Origin of the sequence: Nocardiopsis sp. JB363 (genome assembly GCF_900143625.1) — a bacterium.
In the GTDB taxonomy this organism is placed as follows: domain Bacteria; phylum Actinomycetota; class Actinomycetes; order Streptosporangiales; family Streptosporangiaceae; genus Nocardiopsis.
The window spans coordinates 115,892-133,786 of record NZ_FRFF01000140.1; the positions used below are offsets into that span (position 1 = coordinate 115,892).

11 protein-coding genes are annotated in these 17,895 nt (G+C 69.6%); 5 read left to right on the top strand and 6 right to left on the bottom strand.

The annotated features are described in order from the left end of the window. Positions 1 to 344: 344 nt before the first annotated feature. Positions 345 to 2,450, top strand: a complete 2,106-nt coding sequence (locus BQ8420_RS22930) for a type IIA DNA topoisomerase subunit B (RefSeq protein WP_087101218.1) — start codon at positions 345 to 347, stop codon at positions 2,448 to 2,450. A gap of 79 nt (positions 2,451 to 2,529) precedes the next feature. Here the strand turns inward: BQ8420_RS22930 and BQ8420_RS22935 are convergent, their stop codons facing one another. The 5 genes from BQ8420_RS22935 to BQ8420_RS22955 form a co-directional block, all read right to left on the bottom strand. Continuing rightward, positions 2,530 to 3,672, bottom strand: coding sequence for a PLP-dependent cysteine synthase family protein (locus tag BQ8420_RS22935; RefSeq protein ID WP_087101219.1), 1,143 nt, complete (start codon positions 3,670 to 3,672; stop codon positions 2,530 to 2,532). Positions 3,673 to 3,750: 78 nt separating this feature from the next. Next, positions 3,751 to 4,077 carry a tetratricopeptide repeat protein gene (locus tag BQ8420_RS22940; protein ID WP_087101220.1) on the bottom strand — a complete coding sequence of 109 codons (327 nt, stop codon included), beginning with the start codon at positions 4,075 to 4,077 and terminating at the stop codon, positions 3,751 to 3,753. Between the two features lie 185 nt (positions 4,078 to 4,262). Continuing rightward, positions 4,263 to 4,790, bottom strand: a complete 528-nt coding sequence (locus tag BQ8420_RS22945) for a carbonic anhydrase (RefSeq protein WP_087101221.1) — start codon at positions 4,788 to 4,790, stop codon at positions 4,263 to 4,265. A gap of 85 nt (positions 4,791 to 4,875) precedes the next feature. Further along, positions 4,876 to 7,383, bottom strand: a complete 2,508-nt coding sequence (locus BQ8420_RS22950; protein WP_087101222.1) for a DNA topoisomerase (ATP-hydrolyzing) subunit A — start codon at positions 7,381 to 7,383, stop codon at positions 4,876 to 4,878. A gap of 161 nt (positions 7,384 to 7,544) precedes the next feature. Beyond that, positions 7,545 to 9,863, bottom strand: a complete 2,319-nt coding sequence (locus BQ8420_RS22955; protein WP_087101223.1) for a glycosyl hydrolase — start codon at positions 9,861 to 9,863, stop codon at positions 7,545 to 7,547. 218 nt (positions 9,864 to 10,081) lie between these two features. Here BQ8420_RS22955 and BQ8420_RS22960 point away from each other — a divergent pair, with 218 nt between their 5' ends. Further along, entirely contained in the window at positions 10,082 to 12,238 is a 2,157-nt protein-coding gene (locus BQ8420_RS22960) for a RecQ family ATP-dependent DNA helicase (protein WP_087101224.1), read from the top strand. Between the two features lie 65 nt (positions 12,239 to 12,303). On the opposite strand, the gene BQ8420_RS22965 is transcribed toward BQ8420_RS22960, so the two are convergent. Beyond that, positions 12,304 to 13,239: a carbohydrate kinase family protein gene (locus BQ8420_RS22965; protein WP_087101225.1), complete on the bottom strand. Its 936-nt coding sequence runs from the start codon at positions 13,237 to 13,239 to the stop codon at positions 12,304 to 12,306. A 276-nt stretch (positions 13,240 to 13,515) separates the two neighbouring features. On the opposite strand from BQ8420_RS22965, the gene BQ8420_RS22970 reads away from it, so the two are divergent. From BQ8420_RS22970 to BQ8420_RS22980, 3 genes are all read left to right on the top strand, one after another. Further along, complete coding sequence (locus BQ8420_RS22970; RefSeq protein ID WP_087101226.1) at positions 13,516 to 16,236, top strand: GNAT family N-acetyltransferase; 2,721 nt, start codon at positions 13,516 to 13,518, stop codon at positions 16,234 to 16,236. A gap of 86 nt (positions 16,237 to 16,322) precedes the next feature. Continuing rightward, the gene (locus tag BQ8420_RS22975; protein WP_087101227.1) at positions 16,323 to 16,901 is read left to right on the top strand and encodes a DUF5998 family protein; all 579 of its coding nucleotides are present in this window, start codon (positions 16,323 to 16,325) and stop codon (positions 16,899 to 16,901) included. A gap of 159 nt (positions 16,902 to 17,060) precedes the next feature. Then, positions 17,061 to 17,879, top strand: a complete 819-nt coding sequence (locus tag BQ8420_RS22980; RefSeq protein ID WP_087101228.1) for an enoyl-CoA hydratase-related protein — start codon at positions 17,061 to 17,063, stop codon at positions 17,877 to 17,879. Positions 17,880 to 17,895 lie beyond the last annotated feature (16 nt).

A 17,895-nucleotide genomic window follows, 5' to 3' on the forward strand; every position in this document is an offset into this window, starting at 1 on the left:
GTTCCGGTGCCTTGTCTCCTCCTCCTTGTACCCATCGGTAGGGCCTGACTATCCCCGGAAAACGGTCGTATCCAGGTCGCAACCGTCAGAGGTGGTAGTCTCGCGCGGGGCAGGCCCGACCGATTCCCGACGTCGGTCCGTGGAGCCGGTCACAGCGCTCCCGGCGACGACGTCGAGGACGCGCCCCTTCTAGGGGAGACACGACCCCACCCATACGGCCCGCGTCACGACACAGGCCTTCGCCCGTCGTAACCTGGCCCCTTCAACCGTCGGTGCGGCGCGCTACAAAGGGCACACGCCGCATCAGCGCCCCCGATGGCCCACAAGACGCAGGAGATGTCCGAGTGACCGCCTTGACCGCAGCCGTCCACGACCCCGAGGATTACTCCGCCCGGCACCTGTCGGTCCTCGAGGGCCTCGAAGCGGTTCGCAAACGGCCGGGCATGTACATCGGGTCGACCGACAGCCGCGGCCTCACCCACTGCATGTGGGAGATCATCGACAACTCCGTCGACGAGGCCCTGGGCGGCTACTGCGGACGTATCGACGTGACCCTGCACACGGACGGCTCCGTCTCCGTCAGCGACGACGGCCGTGGCATCCCGGTGGACGTCGAGCCCAGGTCGGGGCTGCCCGGTGTCGAGCTGATCATGACCAAGCTCCACGCGGGCGGAAAGTTCGGCTCCGGCTCCTACACCGCCTCCGGTGGTCTGCACGGCGTCGGCGCCTCCGTCGTCAACGCCCTGTCCGCCCGGGTGGACGTCGAGGTCGATAGACAGGGCCACACCCACGCCATCAGCTTCCACCGCGGTCTCGCCGGTCGATTCGCCGGTGACGGCCCCGACGCCGAGTTCACCCCGGTCTCCGGACTGGAGCAGGTCCGCAAGGTCGCCAAGAAGATCACCGGTACCCGCACCCGCTTCTGGCCGGATCACCAGATCTTCCTCAAGGAAGCCGAGATCATTCGGCAGAACCTGCTGGACCGGGCCCGCCAGACCGCCTTCCTCGTGCCGGGTCTGACCATCGCCGTGCGCGACGAGCGGACCGAGGGCGAACCCGTCTACACCGAGGAGTTCCGCTTCGACGGTGGGATCAGCGAGTTCTGTACCTTCCTGGCCCCCGACGACGCCGTGAGCGATGTCCTGCGCATCCAGGGCAGCGGCCACTTCAACGAGACCGTCCCGGTATTGGACGAGTCCGGCCACATGGTGCCCGCCGACGTCCAACGCCAGCTGGACGTGGACGTGGCCCTGCGTTGGGGGACCGGCTACGACACCAACGTGCGCACCTTCGTCAACGTGATCTCCACCCCCAAGGGCGGCACCCACTTCAACGGTTTCGAGCGTGCCCTGGTCCGGGTGGTCAACGACCAGCTGCGCGCCACCAAACTGCTGAAGAACAGCGACGACCCGGTCACCAAGGACGACACCCAGGAGGGGCTCACCGCGGTCGTCACCGTGCGCCTCCCCGAACCCCAGTTCGAGGGTCAGACCAAGGAGGTCCTGGGCACCTCCGCGGCCTCCCGGATCGTCTCCCAGGTGGTCGGCCAGGGTGTGCGCGAGTTCCTCACCTCCACCAAGAAGACCGAGAAGGCCAAGGCCCGCCTGGTCATGGAGAAGGTGGTGGGCGCGGCCAAGGCCCGCCTGGCCGCCCGCCAGCAGCGTGAGACCCAGCGTCGCAAGAACGCGCTGGAGAGCTCGGCCCTTCCCGCCAAGCTGGTGGACTGTCGCAGCGAGGGGCTGGAGCACAGCGAGCTGTTCATCGTCGAGGGTGACTCCGCGCTGGGCACCGCCAAGCTGGCCCGGGACTCGGAGTTCCAGGCGCTGCTGCCCATTCGGGGCAAGATCCTCAACGTGCAGAAGTCCTCGGTCGCGGACATGCTCAAGAACGCCGAGTGCGCCGCGATCCTCCAGGTCATCGGGGCCGGTTCGGGGCGGACCTTCGACATCGACGCCGCGCGTTACGGCCGGATCATCCTCATGGCCGACGCCGACGTCGACGGCGCCCACATCCGCTGCCTGCTGCTCACCCTGATCTATCGGTACATGCGCCCCATGCTGGAGGCCGGCCGGGTGTTCGCGGCCGTGCCGCCGCTGCACCGCATCGAGCTGACCAACGTGCGGCAGAAGCGCGGGGCCAAGCCCGAGGACCGCTACATCTACACCTACTCCGACGCCGAGCTGCGACGCACCGTGCTGGACCTGGAGAAGCGCAAGATCTCCTGGAAGGAACCGGTGCAGCGGTACAAGGGTCTGGGTGAGATGGACGCCGACCAGCTCGCCGAGACCACCATGGACCCGCACCACCGCACCCTGCGTCGGATCCGGGTGGAGCAGGCCGAGGAGGCCGCGTCCGTGTTCAGCCTGCTGATGGGCAACGAGGTGGCTCCGCGTCGCAGGTTCATCCAGGAGGGCGCTCAGGAACTGGACCTGGAGCGCATCGACGCCTGACGGACCCGCTCGCGTGAACGGGGCCCGCGCCGGGAGGAGAGAACCTCCGGTGCGGGCCCCGTGTCGTTCCGACGGTTCCTCAGGGGGTGTTGGGCGGCTCCCACACGCCCTCGGCGAGGAAACGGTCGATGGCCGCCCGGTACGGGGTGGGATCCAGGCCCCTCTCGGACACCCACTCGTCGTTGTAGTAGCTGTGCTGGTAGCGTTCGCCGCCGTCACAGATCAGGGTGACCACACTGCCCTTGCGGCCCTCCCGGAGCATCCTGGCGATCAGGTGCCACACCCCCCACAGATTGGTGCCGGTGGAACCGCCCGCGCAGCGTCCGGTGAGGTCGTTGAGGTGGCGCATCGCGGCGATGCTCGCGGCGTCGGGCACCGGCATCATCAGGTCGATCACCGACGGGACGAAGCTGGGCTCCATACGCGGCCGACCGATGCCCTCGATCCGCGACGGCATACCGGTGGTGTAGTCGCGCGCACCGGTCACCCACCCGGGGAAGAACGCCGAGTTCTCCGGGTCCACCACCGCCAGACGGGTGGGGAGCCGCCGATAGCGAACGTAGCGGCCGATGGTCGCCGAGGTGCCGCCGGTGCCGGCGCCCACCACGATCCAATCCGGATGGGGATGACGTTCCATCGCCAGCTGTTCGAAGATCGACACGGCGATGTTGTTGTTGCCCCGCCAGTCCGTGGCGCGCTCGGCGTAGGTGAACTGGTCCATGTAGTGGCCACCGCTCTCGGCCACCAGCCGTTCCGCCTCGGTGTACATCTCCGGCGGGTTGTCCACGAAGTGGCAGCGGCCCCCGTAGCGTTCGATGAGCGCGATCTTCTCCGGGCTGGTCTTACGGGGTACCACCGTCACGAAGTCCAGCCCCAGGAGCTGCGCGAAATAGGCCTCCGAGACCGCCGTCGAACCCGAGCTGGCCTCCACGATCGTGGTGCCCTCGGTGATCCAACCGTTGGCCAACCCGTACAGGAACAGTGACCGCGCCAGCCGGTGCTTCAGACTGCCGGTGGGGTGCACCGACTCGTCCTTCAGGTACAGGTCGATGCCCCACTCCGGGGGCAGCGGGAACACGTGCAAGTGCGTGTCGGCCGAACGGGTGTCGTCGGCGATCACCTTGCGGACCGCCTCGTCCGCCCAGGAACGGGCGCTGTCGGAACATCGCTCGACCCACGGAGCGTCGTCGCCCGGGGTCTCGTCGGGTCGTTCGGAAGCCATGACCGAAGCCTAGCCCTCGGCTCGGAGCCGCACGACGAAGGGCCGGACAGAAGGGTCCGGCCCCGCATGGGAGTCCACTCAGTCCAGGGAGCCCCCGGACATCACCGCGTACATCCGCCTGTAGGTCGCCGCCTCCTCGTGGCGGTTCTGCCGTTCCAGGGTGCGGGCCAGCGCGATGTGGGCCCAGTTGTCCACCGGGTCCAGCTCGATGAGTTTACGGAAGGTCGCCTCCGCTCTGTTGAGCTGAGCGGAGTGGAAGTAGGCGCGACCCAGCAGCTCCAGGAGGGAGAGGCTGCCGGGTTCGTTCTCCACCACGGGCTCCAGGATGCGGGCGGCGTAGATCGGGTCACCCAACTCCAGGAAGATACGGGCCTGGTTGAAGGTGTCGTAGGTGCTCTCTGCCACGGTGCTCCTCTCGACGCGCCACACCGGCGGCGGGGCACGACGATCCGCGGAGGGACCGTATTCCCGCCGGGGTGGACGGGATGGGCGTGGGCCCGGTGCCGGGAGGCGGCCGTGGTCCCCGCGCCCACTGGAGTGATCCCCTGTCCTGGTGGCCCCGACACATGGATGGTGGGAAGGGGCGTCGGTCAGAGCCCCGTCGGTGTGATCCCGCCCGTGTCCACGTCGTAGATCGCGCCGGCCACCGGCAGGCCGTCGGGCAGCAGCGGGTGGTGTCGGATCCGCTCCAGGTCGTGCCCGAGAGCGCCCAGCTGGTCGTCGTCGGTGTGGAACTCCAGGCTGCGGGTGTCCACCCCGTAGTCCTCCATGATGTGGTCGTGGACCGCGTCGTCACCGGTCACGGACGCCATCTTGCAGCGGGTGTGCGGCAGGATCAGCACGCGATCCACCCCCAGCAGGTACACGGCCAGGACCAGGGTGCGCAGGGTGTCATCGGTGACCCGGGCGCCCGCGTTCCGCAGGATCTTGGCGTCACCGGGTTCCAGACCCAACATCTCCAGCGGCTCGATACGCGAGTCCATGCACGTCACCAGGGCCAGGCCGCGGGCGGCCAGCGGCTTGAGGCCGGCCAAAGAGTAGTTCTCGACGTAGGCGGCGTTGGCGCCGAACACGTCGTCGAAGGGCCCCGGGGGAGTGACGTCCTCGTTCACGCTCATGCGTTCCTTCTCCCTATGTACATGGGCACACGGAGAACGGGCCGCGTACGGAGAGTATCCGTGCACGGCCCGCGCCCACGTGGCCTCAGGCGTGCTGGTCGGGCGCCGAGATACCGAAGTCGATCTGCCCGCTGCCCACGGTGGTGATGGCACGCGTGAGCGCCTCACCCGAACCATCCCGCCGCTCGGTGAGGTCGGGCAGCCGAACCGGCTTGCCGTCCGCACGCGTAGCCCTGGCGGGGGAACGTCCCACCCACGCGAAGAGCAGGGTGTCCTCTCCCTTGAGGTAGCGGTGGCAGCGTACACCTCCGGTGGCCCGCCCCTTCGTGGGGTAGGACTCGAACGGGGTGACCTTGGCCGATCCGGCCTGTGTGCCCGCGAGGGCGTTACCGCTACCGGACACGGTCACCACGACCGAGTCCTCGGGGCTCGGCACCGCACCGAACCACAATACGCGGGCGTCCTCGGCGAGCTTGACACCGGCCACCCCACCGGCGAGGCGGCCCTGGGGGCGTGCCGTCGAGGCGGAGAAACGCAGCAACTGCGCCTCGGAGGTGACGAAGGCGAGATCCTCCTCGCCCGTGGACAACTGGGTGACACCGAGGATCCGGTCGTCGTCCTTGAGCGTGATGATCTCGAAGTCGTCCTTGTTGGGCGGGTAGTCGGGGGCGACCCGCTTGACCACACCACCCAGGGTTCCCACGACGAACCCGGGGCCGTCGACCCGCATCGACACCACGGACACCACGGTCTCGTCGCCGTCGAGTGCGACGAACTCGCCCACGTCCAGTCCGTGGGTCAGGGGCGGGGGCGGGTCCTGGTCGCCCTCGAGCGGGGCCGGTGGTTCCGGTAGTTCCGGTAGTTCCACCACCGGGACACGGATCATCCGGCCCAGGCTGGTGACCAGGCCGACATCCGAGCGTGAGGTGGTGGGCACCGACACGTGGAGCGTGTCGTGCGCCACGCGCAGTCCCTCGTGCGGGCGGGGCAGCGTGCCGTCCTTGGTGCGGACGATCCGACCTTCCACGCCGAACAGCACGTGGCAGGGCTGGTCGGCCATCTCCAGCGGGATCACGGCGGAGCGGGTGGCGCCGTCGCTCTCGCGCAGCTGGGTGCGGCGGGGGGTGGCGAACTTCTTGGAGACCTCGTTGAGCTCCTTGGACACGAGCTTGCGGAGCTTCTTGTCGGACTCCAGGATCGACGTCAGCTCGTCGATCTCCTTGTTCAGCTTCTCCCGCTCGGTCTCCAGCTCCAGACGGTCGAAGCGGGTCAGGCGACGCAGCGGGGTGTCGAGGATGTAGCGGGCCTGGATCTCGGACATCTCGTAGGCGCCCATGAGGGCCTCACGAGCGGCCGCGGTGTCGTCGGCCTCACGGATGAGCGCGATCACCCGGTCGATGTCGAGCAGCGCGACGACCAGACCGTCGACCAGGTGCAGGCGCTCCCGGCGTTTCTTGCGACGGAACTCGCTGCGCCGACGCACCACCTCCAGGCGGTGGCCGACGTACACCTGGAGGAGTTCGAGCAGGCCCAAGGTCTGCGGCTGACCGTCGACCAGAGCCACGTTGTTGATGCCGAAGGACTCCTCCATCGGCGTGAGCCGGTACAGCTCCTCCAGGACGGCCTCGGGGTTGAAGCCGTTCTTGAGTTCGATGACCAGGCGAAGGCCCTGGTTGCGGTCGGTGAGGTCCTTCAGGTCCGAGATGCCCTGGAGCTTCTTGGACTGCACCAGTTCCTTGATGCGTGCGACGACCTTCTCCGGGCCGACGCTGTAGGGGAGTTCGGTGATGACCAGGCCGGTGCGGCGGGCCGACACCTTCTCGATGGACACGGTCGCGCGCGTCTTGAAGGTGCCGCGGCCCTTGCGGTAGGCGTCGCGAACGCCGTCGAGCCCGGCGATGGTGCCGCCGGTGGGAAGGTCGGGGCCGGGAACGAACTCCATGAGCTCGTCCAGGCCCGCCTCGGGGTGCGCGATGAGGTGGCGGGCGGCCGCGATGACCTCGCCGAGGTTGTGCGGGGCCATGTTGGTGGCCATGCCCACGGCGATGCCGCTGGTGCCGTTGACCAAGAGGTTGGGGAAGGCCGCGGGAAGGACCTCGGGTTCGGTCTCCTGTCCGTCGTAGTTCGGTTTGAAGTCGACGACGTCCTCGTCGATGGAGGACACCAGCAGTTCGGCGGGGCGGTCCAGACGGGCCTCGGTGTAGCGCATGGCGGCCGGGGCGTCGTCACCGCCCAGGGAGCCGAAGTTGCCGTGGCCGTCGACCAAGGGCACACGCATGGCGAAGGACTGGCTGAGCCGCACCAAAGCGTCGTAGATGGCGGAGTCGCCGTGGGGGTGGAGCCGGCCCATCACCTCCCCGACCACACGGGCGCACTTGACGTGTCCGCGGTCGGGCCGCAGACCCATCTCGTTCATTTGGTAGAGGATGCGCCGTTGAACCGGCTTCATGCCATCGCGTGCGTCCGGTAGCGCACGTTGATAGATCACCGAGTACGCGTATTCCAGGAAGCTGCCGCGCATCTCCTCGGAGACGTCGATGTCGATGATCTTCTCGGCGAGATCCTCGGGGGGGCGGGAAGTAGTACGGGCCATGTCCGTAATTCTGGCCTGCTCCGGTGACTGAAACGTACACGGGAGCGTGGTCGAGCGTGTGTGAGTCGTACTTCAATGGGGTTCGGTATCACGCGGAGAGGGGTTTTCCGCCCCCGGCGCGGGGCCGGGGACGGAAAACCCTCAACGTCGCGGAGCGGACCTTACCCGCTGGTCACGGCGGTTTCGCCGGCGGGGACCTCCAGGGTGGTCCCGTCGGAGAAACCGACGGTGAGGGTCTCGGAGGTCGGGTTGAACGCCGTGTGGGTACGGGTTCCGGACTTGTCGAAGACCGCGTAGTGCGCGGTGTCGGCGGTCACGGAGACGTCCACGGTGCCGAACTCGGCGAGAGTGGACACCCACTGGTAGGTGTGCGGCTTGGAACCGCCCTCCTCGGGTTCGTAGGTGTCCCACTGCTCCTCGAACATGCGCAGGGCGTCGTCCCCATCGGACAGGGCCCGGTGCGCCCAGTGGATGTCGCGCCAGATCTCGGGTTCGCGGCCGAGCTTGTCGACGAGCGACTCGTAGATCGCCCCGGCGTGCTCGGGGTCGTGGCCCAGGTACAGGGAACCGGCGGTGATGGGCAGGTAGTTGATGCCGTAGTGCTCCTCGTCGCCGCCGTCCCACCAGATGCGGTAGTCGCCGCCGTCGCCCCAGACCATGCCGACGACGTCCTCGGGGTAGTCCTCGGGGAAGGTTTCGCCGCCCTGGTCCTGCCAGTAGCGGGCGATGGTGGAGGCCTGCGTGGTGTGCAGGTACACCCCCAGGTCACGGAGTTCCTCGTCGCCGGTCAGCGCGCCGAAGTGGGCGGTGGCGGCGGCGAAGTGCATGCCCTCGGAGGAGGACTCCTGGTTGTTGCCGGCGGCGAACCCGGCATGGCCGGAGGCCCAGCCGTGTCCGGCGTAGGGGGAGAAGGATCGCAGACGCGGGAACATCTCGTCCTCGGTGTCGGTGGAGGCGACGTCGCGGATGAGGAGGCGGATCATGCCGCCCCAGGCGTCCTCCTCGGCCCAGTCGGAGTCGTAGCGGGCGACCATGGCGGCCGCGGAGACGAAGTATCCGTAGTGGAAGTCGTGGTCGTTGAGCTCGGTGGCGGCGCCGAAGCTGTCGGGGTAGCCGAGCATGGCGCCCCATTCGGCGTCGTGGTGGAACTGGCGGGTGCCGCCGACGGTCAGCCAGTCCTCCAGACGTTCCTTGACCAGGCCGAGGAGTTCGTCGCGGGCCTCGGTGTCGCCGATGGAGTCGGCGATGGGCACGAGCTGGGCCAGCCGCCCCATGGCCTTGCCGTCCCAGTAGGTGTCACCGGGCTCGGGGAAGAGTTCCTCCTCCGCCAGGACCTCGTCGATGAGTGTGGCGAGGCGATCGTGGTCGGCGCTGTCCACCGTGGGCAGGCTGGGCATGATGCCCTGGGTGGTGAGCTCGGTGGTGAAGGACGAGCCCTCGGACACGCGCATCTCACCGCGTGGTGAGGCGTAGGTCAGGTCGGTGAGGTCGCCGGTGACGTTCGCCCACTGGTGCGGGTAGAGCGCCATGAGCGAGCCGGTCTCCTCGCCCTCGCGCGCCTCGGTCGTCAGGCTGTAGGTGCTGGTGAGGGCGGCGGCGTTCTCGTCGTAGTCGTACTCGACGAGCGAGTCGGTGACGACGGAGTGCGCGTAGGGGGCGAAGGTGTCCAGGTCGTCGGGGTCGGGCAGGACGGCCACGGAGTAGTACCCGTCGTCGCCGGTGTCGGCGGTGAGGGTGTCGCCCGAAAGGGTCCAGGGGGCGTCGGAGGGAGAGAACAGGGCGTAGTGGCGGCCGTTGACGGTCGCGCCGACGGTGGACCCGTCCTCGTGCCAGATGTCGGGGGTGCCTTCGAAGGTCACCTCAGCGGCGCCGCCGGAGGTTTCGGCGTAGGCGAAGGGCAGGCCCTGGCCGAGGGTGACCCGCAGGGTGGAGCCGCCGCCCTCCCAGTGGGCGGTGACGGTCCAGTCGCCGTGGTCGGCGGTGCGGGTGTCGGGGGAGTCCAACCCGGCCACGCCGAGGCTGAGGTCGGTGGCGGCGGTGTACTCGTACTTGAGGTCGTCGCCCACGAGCTGGTGGGAGTCGGGGTAGCCCATTTCCAGACCGCCGGAATGCGGCAGATAGCTCAGCGGGTGGGCGAAGAGGTTCTCACCGTGGGGGTTGTCGGCGTAGCGCTGGAAGATGAGCGAGGACCACCACTCGTTGGTGGGCGCCGCTCCCTCGAAATCGTCGGTCACCTTGGGGGAGACCGGGTTGCCGTCCAGATCGGAGGGGCCCGAGTAGCCCTCGGGGAGGGTGTCGGTGTAGCCGCCGGAGCCGATGGGGACCTCGGCGGCCTCGGCGGAGACCGGGATGATGCCGCCGGTCACGACATCGGTGACCGCGAGGGCGGAACCGCCGACCACGAGCGCCGAGGCGACGGCGAGCAGGCCGAGCCTGCGGCCGCGTGGGCGCGCGTGAGCGGGGTGGCGGGGGTGTGCCATCGTGTGCCTTTCTTGCTTCTGGTGGGGGCGCGAACGTAGCGGGAGCGCTCCCATTGCGGGGAAGACATGAGCCCTGACGGACAGTGTTCGGAACGCTTCGCGGGAGCGCAATGCCACACGACTGAAAAGTTTCCTTACTGTGACTATCTCCCCACATCCGCGCCTCCGGCCTGTGGACAACCACTCGGGTCCCCTCCGGCTCTGGTACCAAAGAGGACATGGCCACTCCCGCGGACCCCACCACCGACACCACTGCCCTGCGCGAACGCGCCGAGGAACACCTGCGCGCCCTGGCGGGTGACTCCGCCCGCCTGCGCGAGGACCAGTGGACCGCCATCCACGCCCTGGTCGCCGAGCACCGCCGCGCCCTGGTGGTGCAGCGCACCGGATGGGGCAAGTCGGCGGTGTACTTCGTGGCCACGGCCCTGCGCCGGGCCGAGGGCGCTGGACCGACCGTCATCGTCTCCCCACTGCTGGCCCTGATGCGCAACCAGATCGCCGCCGCCGAACGCGCCGGGATCAGGGCCCACACCATCAACAGCACCAACACCACCGCTTGGGAGCAGACCTACGCCGAGGTCGCTCAGGGGCGGGTCGACGTCCTCCTGGTCAGCCCCGAACGGCTCAACAACCCAGAGTTCCGGGACCGGGTGCTGCCCGAACTCGCCGCGGGGGCCGGCCTGGTCGTCATCGACGAGGCGCACTGCGTCTCCGACTGGGGGCACGACTTCCGCCCCGACTACCGCCGCATCCGCTCCCTGCTGCACGATCTCCCCGACGGGGTCCCGGTGTTGGCCACCACCGCCACCGCCAACGAACGGGTCACCCACGACGTCGCCGAACAGCTCCAGGCCGGCGCCGAACGGGCCGACACCCTCGTGCTGCGCGGCCCACTGGAACGTGAGAGCCTGCGCCTGGGTGTGGCCGAACTGCCCGACCCCACCGCCAGGCTCAGCTGGCTGGCCGAACACCTGCCGGACATCGCCGGTTCGGGGATCGTCTACACCCTCACCGTCAGCGCCGCCGAGGAGACCGCCCGCTTCCTCAACGAACAGGGCCTGAAGGTGCTGGCCTACACCGGGCGGACCGACCCCGACGAGCGTCGTGCCGCCGAGGACGCGCTCCTGGACAACCGGGTGAAGGCACTGGTCGCCACCAGCGCCCTGGGCATGGGCTTCGACAAACCCGACCTCGGGTTCGTGGTGCACCTGGGCGCCCCACAGTCGCCCATCTCCTATTACCAGCAGGTCGGCCGTGCCGGACGTGGCGTGGACCGCGCGGAGGTGGTGCTGCTTCCGGGCCGCGAGGACGTTCAGATCTGGGAGTACTTCGCCGGGCTGTCCTTCCCACCGGAGGACACCGTTCGCGAGACCCTCGCCGTACTCGCCGAGGCCGAGAAACCCCTGTCCGTCGCCCACCTGGAGACCCGGGTGGACCTGCGCCGCACCCGTTTGGAGCAGATGCTCAAGGTGCTGGACGTGGACGGCGCGGTGCAGCGGGTACGCGGTGGCTGGGTCGGCACCGGGAGGCCGTGGACCTATGACACCGAACGCTACGCCCAGGTGAGCGCCGCCCGAGAGCGCGAACAGCGCGCCATGCTCGACTACATCGCCACCGACACCTGCCGGATGGAGTTCCTCCGCCGCCAGCTCGACGACCCCGAGGCCACCGCGTGCGGCCGCTGCGACGTGTGCACCGGCCGATACTGGACCACCGACGTGGACTCCGGCCGCCGTAAGGCCGCCGCCGACCACCTGGACCGCCCGGGCACGCCCGTCGCCCCCCGCCGTCAGTGGCCCACCGGCATGTCCGCTTTGAGCGTGGACCTGTCCGGGAAGATCCCCGAGAACCTGCGGGCGGGCGAGGGGCGCGCGCTCGGCCGGATCACCGACATCGGCTGGGGCAACGAACTGCGCCGAGTCCTGGCCGAGGACGCCCCGGACGAACCCGTGGACGAACGGATGCTCCAAGGCGTGGTCCGGGTGCTGGCCACCTGGGGCTGGGAGAACCGACCCGTCGGGGTGGTCGCCATGCCCTCCGTCACCCGTCCCACCCTGGTGGGGGACCTGGCCGCCCGGCTGTCCTCGCTCGGCAGGCTGGTCCCGCTGGGATCGCTGTCCTACCGGACCGACAACGGTCCGGGCCCGCGCCGGCACAACAGCGCCATGCGCCTGGAACAGGTCTACACGTCCCTGGTCGCCGGCCCGGAACTCCAGGAACGAGTGGCCGAACTCCAGGCGAGCACCCCGGGCCCGCTGCTGCTGGTGGACGACGTGGTCGACACCGGTTGGAGCCTGACCGTCGGCGCCGCCCTGCTGCGCCGCGCCGGAGCACCGGAGGTGCTGCCGCTCACCCTGGCCACCACCGGCGGCTGATCGGAACCCGCGCGCGTTAAAGGGCCCCGCGGTCATCGACCACGGGGCCCTTGGCAGTACCTCTTCTAGCGGATGCGCTGGCCTCTGGGGGCGCCTCTTCGGACCGGTCGGCCCTCGCCCAGGTCGGGGCGGGCGCCAGGCTGGTGCAGGGCGCGGGCGGCCAGACGGCTGGCGCGACCCAGCGCCTCCTTGGGATGGCGTCCGGCCAACCACGCGGGCAGGAACCCGGCGATGAACGCGTCACCGGCGCCCACCGAGCCCGGGGAGGGGTCCACCGGTTCGGCCGGGGCGGTCACACAGTCCTCACGGGTCTTGGACGCCCACAGGCCGCCGTCCTCACCGAGCTTGATCACGACGTTGGGGAACCAGGCGGTCAGCACCTTGGCGGCGGCCTCCGGCTCGTCTCGACCGGTGAGCACCCGGGCCTGGTCGACGTTGACGAATAGCAGCCGTGCGCCCGTGGTCCATTCCAGGAAGTCCTCCGCGCCCGCGCGCTCCAGTGGTGCGTGCGAGCCGCCGTCCACCGAGATCGACATGCCGCTCTCGCGGGCCATGCGCAGGGCCACCCGGGCCGCGCGGCGCGAGTCGGAGTTGATCAGCGTGTAGCCGGACACGTGCAGGTGCCCGTCGGGGCCGAACACGTCGCGGGGCAGGTCCTCGGGCTGAAGACGGGCGTTGGCGCCCGGGTCGCTGAGCATCGTCCGGTCACCGCGGTGGGTGATCATGACGACGCAATGGCCGGTGACGCGTTCGGGGTCCATGACCATGCGCGAATCCAGGCCATAGCCCATGAGTTCCATCTCGCGGGTGCGCCCGGTGATGTCGGAGCCCCGGCGACCCACGAACGTGGTCTCGGTGCCCTCGACCGACAACCAGGCCGCGATGTTCGCCCCGGAACCGCCGCCGTACATGACCACCGAGGCGGGGGTATCGCTACCCCTGGCCAATGGGTGGAACGCGCGTGCGACGGCGTCGGTCATCAGATCACCGATCACGACCACTCGAGTCATTTCGCCAGCCACCACCGAGGGTTGAGAACCTGTGCCCGCACGACGTTAACAGCTTAACGATCAGGGGCGGGTAACGAACTGACAGCGCCCCGGACACACGGTCACCAAGGCGATGTCGGGGTCGGACGACCCACCGCATCAGGGTACGCGGACCCGGGTGCGAACCAGTCCGAAAGTGCCGCCACAGCGGGAGGATCGGGCGGTGTTTTCCGCCGGGGGGCGGGGACTCTCCCCGTATCCGACCGATTGTCGTCTAGTCTCGCAGTCGTGCAGTCCTACCCGAAACACTGGGAAGCCGACGTCGTTCTGACCGACGGCGGCACCGCGCACCTGCGCCCCATCACCGCTGACGACGCCGACCTACTGCGCGAGTTCCACGCCCGGCTCTCGCCGGAGACGATCTACTACCGGTTCTTCGCGCCCTACCCCAAACTGTCCAACCGCGACGTCGAACGCTTCACCACGGTCGACTACGAGGAGCGCGTGGCGCTGGTCGCCACCATCTCCGACTCCCTCGTCTCCGTGGTGCGTTACGACAAGGTCGCCCCGGAGGAGGCCGAGGTCGCCTTCGTGGTCGAGGACGGTCACCAGGGCCGTGGCCTGGCCTCGGTCATGCTCGAACACATCGGAGCGGCCGCCCGCGAACGCGGGGTGCGTCGCTTCATCGCCGACGTACTGCCCGAGAACCGGCGGATGATCAACGTCTTCCGTGAGGCGGGGTACACCGCTCAGCAGACCTTCGACGAGGGGGTCATCCGGCTCACCCTGGACCTCCAGCCCACCGACGACTCCCGAGAGGTCATGCGGGCTCGCGAACAGCGTGCCGAGGCGCGTTCCATCGCCCGCCTGCTCTTCCCGGAGTCGGTCGCGGTCATCGGTGCGAGCCGGACCGCGCACACCATCGGCCAGACCGCCCTGCGCAACCTCCTGGGCGGTGAGTTCCAGGGACCCGTCTATCCGGTCCACCCCGAGGCCAGGGCCGTGGTGGGCGTGCGCGCCTACCCGTCGGTCCTGGACATCCCCGACCAGGTCGACCTGGCCGTGGTGGCGGTGCGCGCCGACACGGTCGTCGACGTGGTCGAACAGTGCGCCGAGAAGGGCGTGCACGGACTGGTCGTGGTCAGCTCCGGTTTCGGTGAGATCGGCCAGGAGGGCCGCGCCCGCCAGGACGAGCTGGTGCGCACCGCCCGCGCCGCCGGCATGCGCGTGGTGGGCCCCAACTGCCTGGGCGTCGCCAACACCGACGCGTCGGTCTCCCTCAACGCCACCCTCTCCCCGGACCTGCCCCCGGCGGGTCCCATCGGCTTCTTCTCCCAGTCCGGCGCGCTGGGTCGCGCCATCCTGCAGCGGGTCGCCGACCGGGGCATGGGACTGTCCACGTTCGTGTCCGCGGGCAACCGCGCCGACGTGTCCGGTAACGACCTCATGCAGTACTGGCAGGAGGACCCGGCCACCAAGGTCGTCCTGCAGTACCTGGAGTCCCTGGGCAACCCGCGCAAGTTCACCCGGCTGGCCCGGCGCCTGGCCAAGCAGAAGCCGATCGTGGCGGTGCGCAGCGGTGGTTCGGCACGGACCACGCCCACCGGCCACGCCGCCGGGGGGTTGGCCCTGCCCGACTACGCGGTCACCTCCCTGTTCCAACAGGCCGGGGTGGTGCGCGTGGACGACATCACCCAGATGTTCGACGCCGCTCAGATGCTCGCCTACCAGCCGTTGCCCGATGGGCCGCGAGTGGGCATCATCGGCAACTCCGACTCCCTGGAACTGTTGGTCAAGGACGCCGCCGTCCGCCAGGGCCTCAAACCGCACGAACCCGTGAACCTGGGACCGCAGGCCACCGCCGAGGACTTCGACCGCGCCCTACAGGCGGCCATGGCCGCCGACGACGTGCACTCGGTCGTGGTGGTGTTCGTCCCGGCCCTGCACCCGATCGGTGACGACGTGGCCAAGGTGCTGCGTGCCCGGGCCCTGGAATCGGACAAGCCGATCGTCACCACCTACCTGGCCCGACAGGGCATCCCCGAGGAGCTCAGGCACGTCGGGGACCAGGGCCAGACCCTGCACGGGTCGGTTCCCTCCTACCCCGCGCCCGAGGACGCCGTGCGCGCCCTGGCCCACGCCACCCGGTACGCCCAGTGGCGCGAACGCAAGCCCGGTCGGCACCCCGAGCTGCCCGACATCGAAGGTGCCCGCGCACGCGCGGTCATCACCCGGGCCCTGGACAAGGTCGGAGCCGAGAAGGGCGACATCGCCTGGTTCGGCGGCGAGCGTCGCTACGACGAGGAGACGGCGATCTCCAGCGAGGACGCCCACGAACTGCTGTCCTGCTACGGCATCGCCGTCTACCCCGACATCAAGGTGGACTCGGCGGAGGAGGCCGTGGTCGCGGCGGGCGAGCTGGGCTACCCGGCGGTGGTCAAGGCCGACGCCCCGGACCTGCGGGTTCGTGCGGGAGGCGCGTTCGTCCGCGCGGACCTGCGCACCCCCGAGGACGTGCGCAGCGCCTACCTGTCGCTGTACGACCGCTTCGGCGGCGACGCCGACCTGGTGGTCCAGCGCCTGGCCGCGCCCGGGGTGCCCACGGTGATCCGGGCCGGGGACAACCAGTCCTTCGGGTCGGTGGTCTCCTTCGGGCTGGCCGATGTCACCGCCGAACTCCTCGACGACCGCGCCTTCCGGTTGGCGCCGCTGACCGACATGGACGCGGCCGACCTCATCCACGCGGTCCGCGCCGCCCCACTGCTGTTCGGGCTACCCGCGGGGGCGACCTCGCTCGCGGAACAACCCAACGTGGAGGCCCTGGAGGAACTCCTCATCCGGGTCTCGCGTCTGGTGGAGGCCTTCCCCGAGATCGGCTACGTGGACCTGGACCCGGTGCTCGTCAACGCCACCGGCGCTCACGTCCTGGGCGCGCGCATGTGGTTGCGGGAGGCACCCGACGTGCGTCCGGACTCGGGACCTCGAAGGTTGCGCGGGGTGACGTTCTGATCCGGCAGTGGTCCGCGCTTTTCGGTCGACGGTCGCGAAGTGTCACCGGAAGGGGGCAGGATAGAGCTATGAGGAAAACACGTGCCGTGCCCACTGACTGGCGCCTGGAGATCGAACGGAGCGGGTACTACCCCGCCCTGGTCATCGACGCGGTCGCCGACGTCCTGGGCGACGAGGACGCCAAGGCGTTCATCGTGCACCACGAGGCGACCTTCGACCCCGCCATGGAGATGCGGCGGCACATCACCGTGATGCTGCTGACCGAGACCCGACTGGTGGTCTGCCACACCGACGAGCACCCACCGACCGAGCCGGGCGGCGCCTCGCACGCCTCCACCACGACCGACAGCATCCAGCTGGGCAACGTCCAGTCGGTGGCGCTGACCCGGGTGGTGCCCAACCCGGCCCAGTACAAGCCGGGGAGCACCCCCAGCGAGCTGGTGCTCAGCGTCAACCTGTCGGTGAACTGGAGCGCGGTCGCCCACATCGACCTGGAACCGGCTTCCTGCGCCGACGAGAGCTGCGAGCTGGACCACGGCTACACCGGTGCCATCACCGCCGAACCGCTCACCCTGAGGGTCAGCGAAGCGGCCGACGGCGCCGAGGCGGTGCAGGCGATGATGCACTTCTCCGACGCCCTGTCGCTGGCCGCCCGAGGGCGGTGAATCGACCCTGAGGGGCGGGGACCACGGTGTCCCCGCCCTTTCTCCCGTGTCCGAACGGGGGCCTGCGTGGTGCCGGGCGAGGGTGGACGGTTAGCGTGTGTTCCGGTCAACTGTGGTGACCGGCTTCACCCCTACCGATGCGAGAAAGGTCAGTTCGCGATGACCCAGAACCAGCCGTCCGCGACCCCCGACGCACCCCTCGTGAGGTCGAGCGTCGACCGGGCCATCGCCACGATCACCCTCGACTCCCCACGCAACCGCAACGCGCTCTCCGCCCGGCTGCGCACCGACCTCTCCAAGGCCCTCTCCGACGCCATGGCCGACGACGAGGTGCGCGCCATCGTGCTCACCGGCAACGGACCGGTGTTCTGCGCCGGCGCCGACCTCAAGGAGATCGCGGCGACCCTGGCGGGCGAACCCGTCGAACCAGCCCCGGAACTACCCGAGATCTTCGAACAGATCATGGGCGGCCCCAAACCCGTCGTCGCGGTGCTCAACGGGGCGGCCCGAGCCGGCGGCATCGGACTGGTCGCCGCCGCCGACATCGCCCTGGCCCCCAAGAGCACCACCTTCGCCTTCACCGAGGTGCGCATCGGTGTCGTCCCGGCGATCATCTCGATCCCCGTGTCCGCGCGCGTGCACTCGCGCCAACTGAGTCGCTACTTCCTCACCGGTGAACTGTTCGACGCCTCCGCCGCGGCCGAGGCGGGACTCATCACCGAGGCCGTGCCCGACCGGGAGATGGACGACACCGTGGACACGGTCCTGCGAGGACTGCGCGGGGCGGCGCCCCGCGCGCTGTCGCGCACCAAGGCGCTCGTCGGTGAGCTGAGCGGTGGCGCCCAGGCCGCACCCGAGCGTCGGGGCGAGGCGTTCACCCGCATGGGCGAACTGTCCGCCGAGTACTTCGCCGCGGAGGACGCCGCCGAAGGACGCACGGCCTTCTTCGAAAAACGCCCCCCGCACTGGGCGCGCTGAACCCGACCTGGGTGCG

Coding starts and splice junctions, on each gene's coding strand:
- BQ8420_RS22935 (WP_087101219.1), bottom strand. CDS start 3,672: ATGGCTTCCGAACGACCCGACGAGACCCCGGGCGACGACGCTCCGTGG.
- BQ8420_RS22945 (WP_087101221.1), bottom strand. CDS start 4,790: ATGAGCGTGAACGAGGACGTCACTCCCCCGGGGCCCTTCGACGACGTG.
- BQ8420_RS22950 (WP_087101222.1), bottom strand. CDS start 7,383: ATGGCCCGTACTACTTCCCGCCCCCCCGAGGATCTCGCCGAGAAGATC.
- BQ8420_RS22955 (WP_087101223.1), bottom strand. CDS start 9,863: ATGGCACACCCCCGCCACCCCGCTCACGCGCGCCCACGCGGCCGCAGG.
- BQ8420_RS22960 (WP_087101224.1), top strand. CDS start 10,082: ATGGCCACTCCCGCGGACCCCACCACCGACACCACTGCCCTGCGCGAA.
- BQ8420_RS22980 (WP_087101228.1), top strand. CDS start 17,061: ATGACCCAGAACCAGCCGTCCGCGACCCCCGACGCACCCCTCGTGAGG.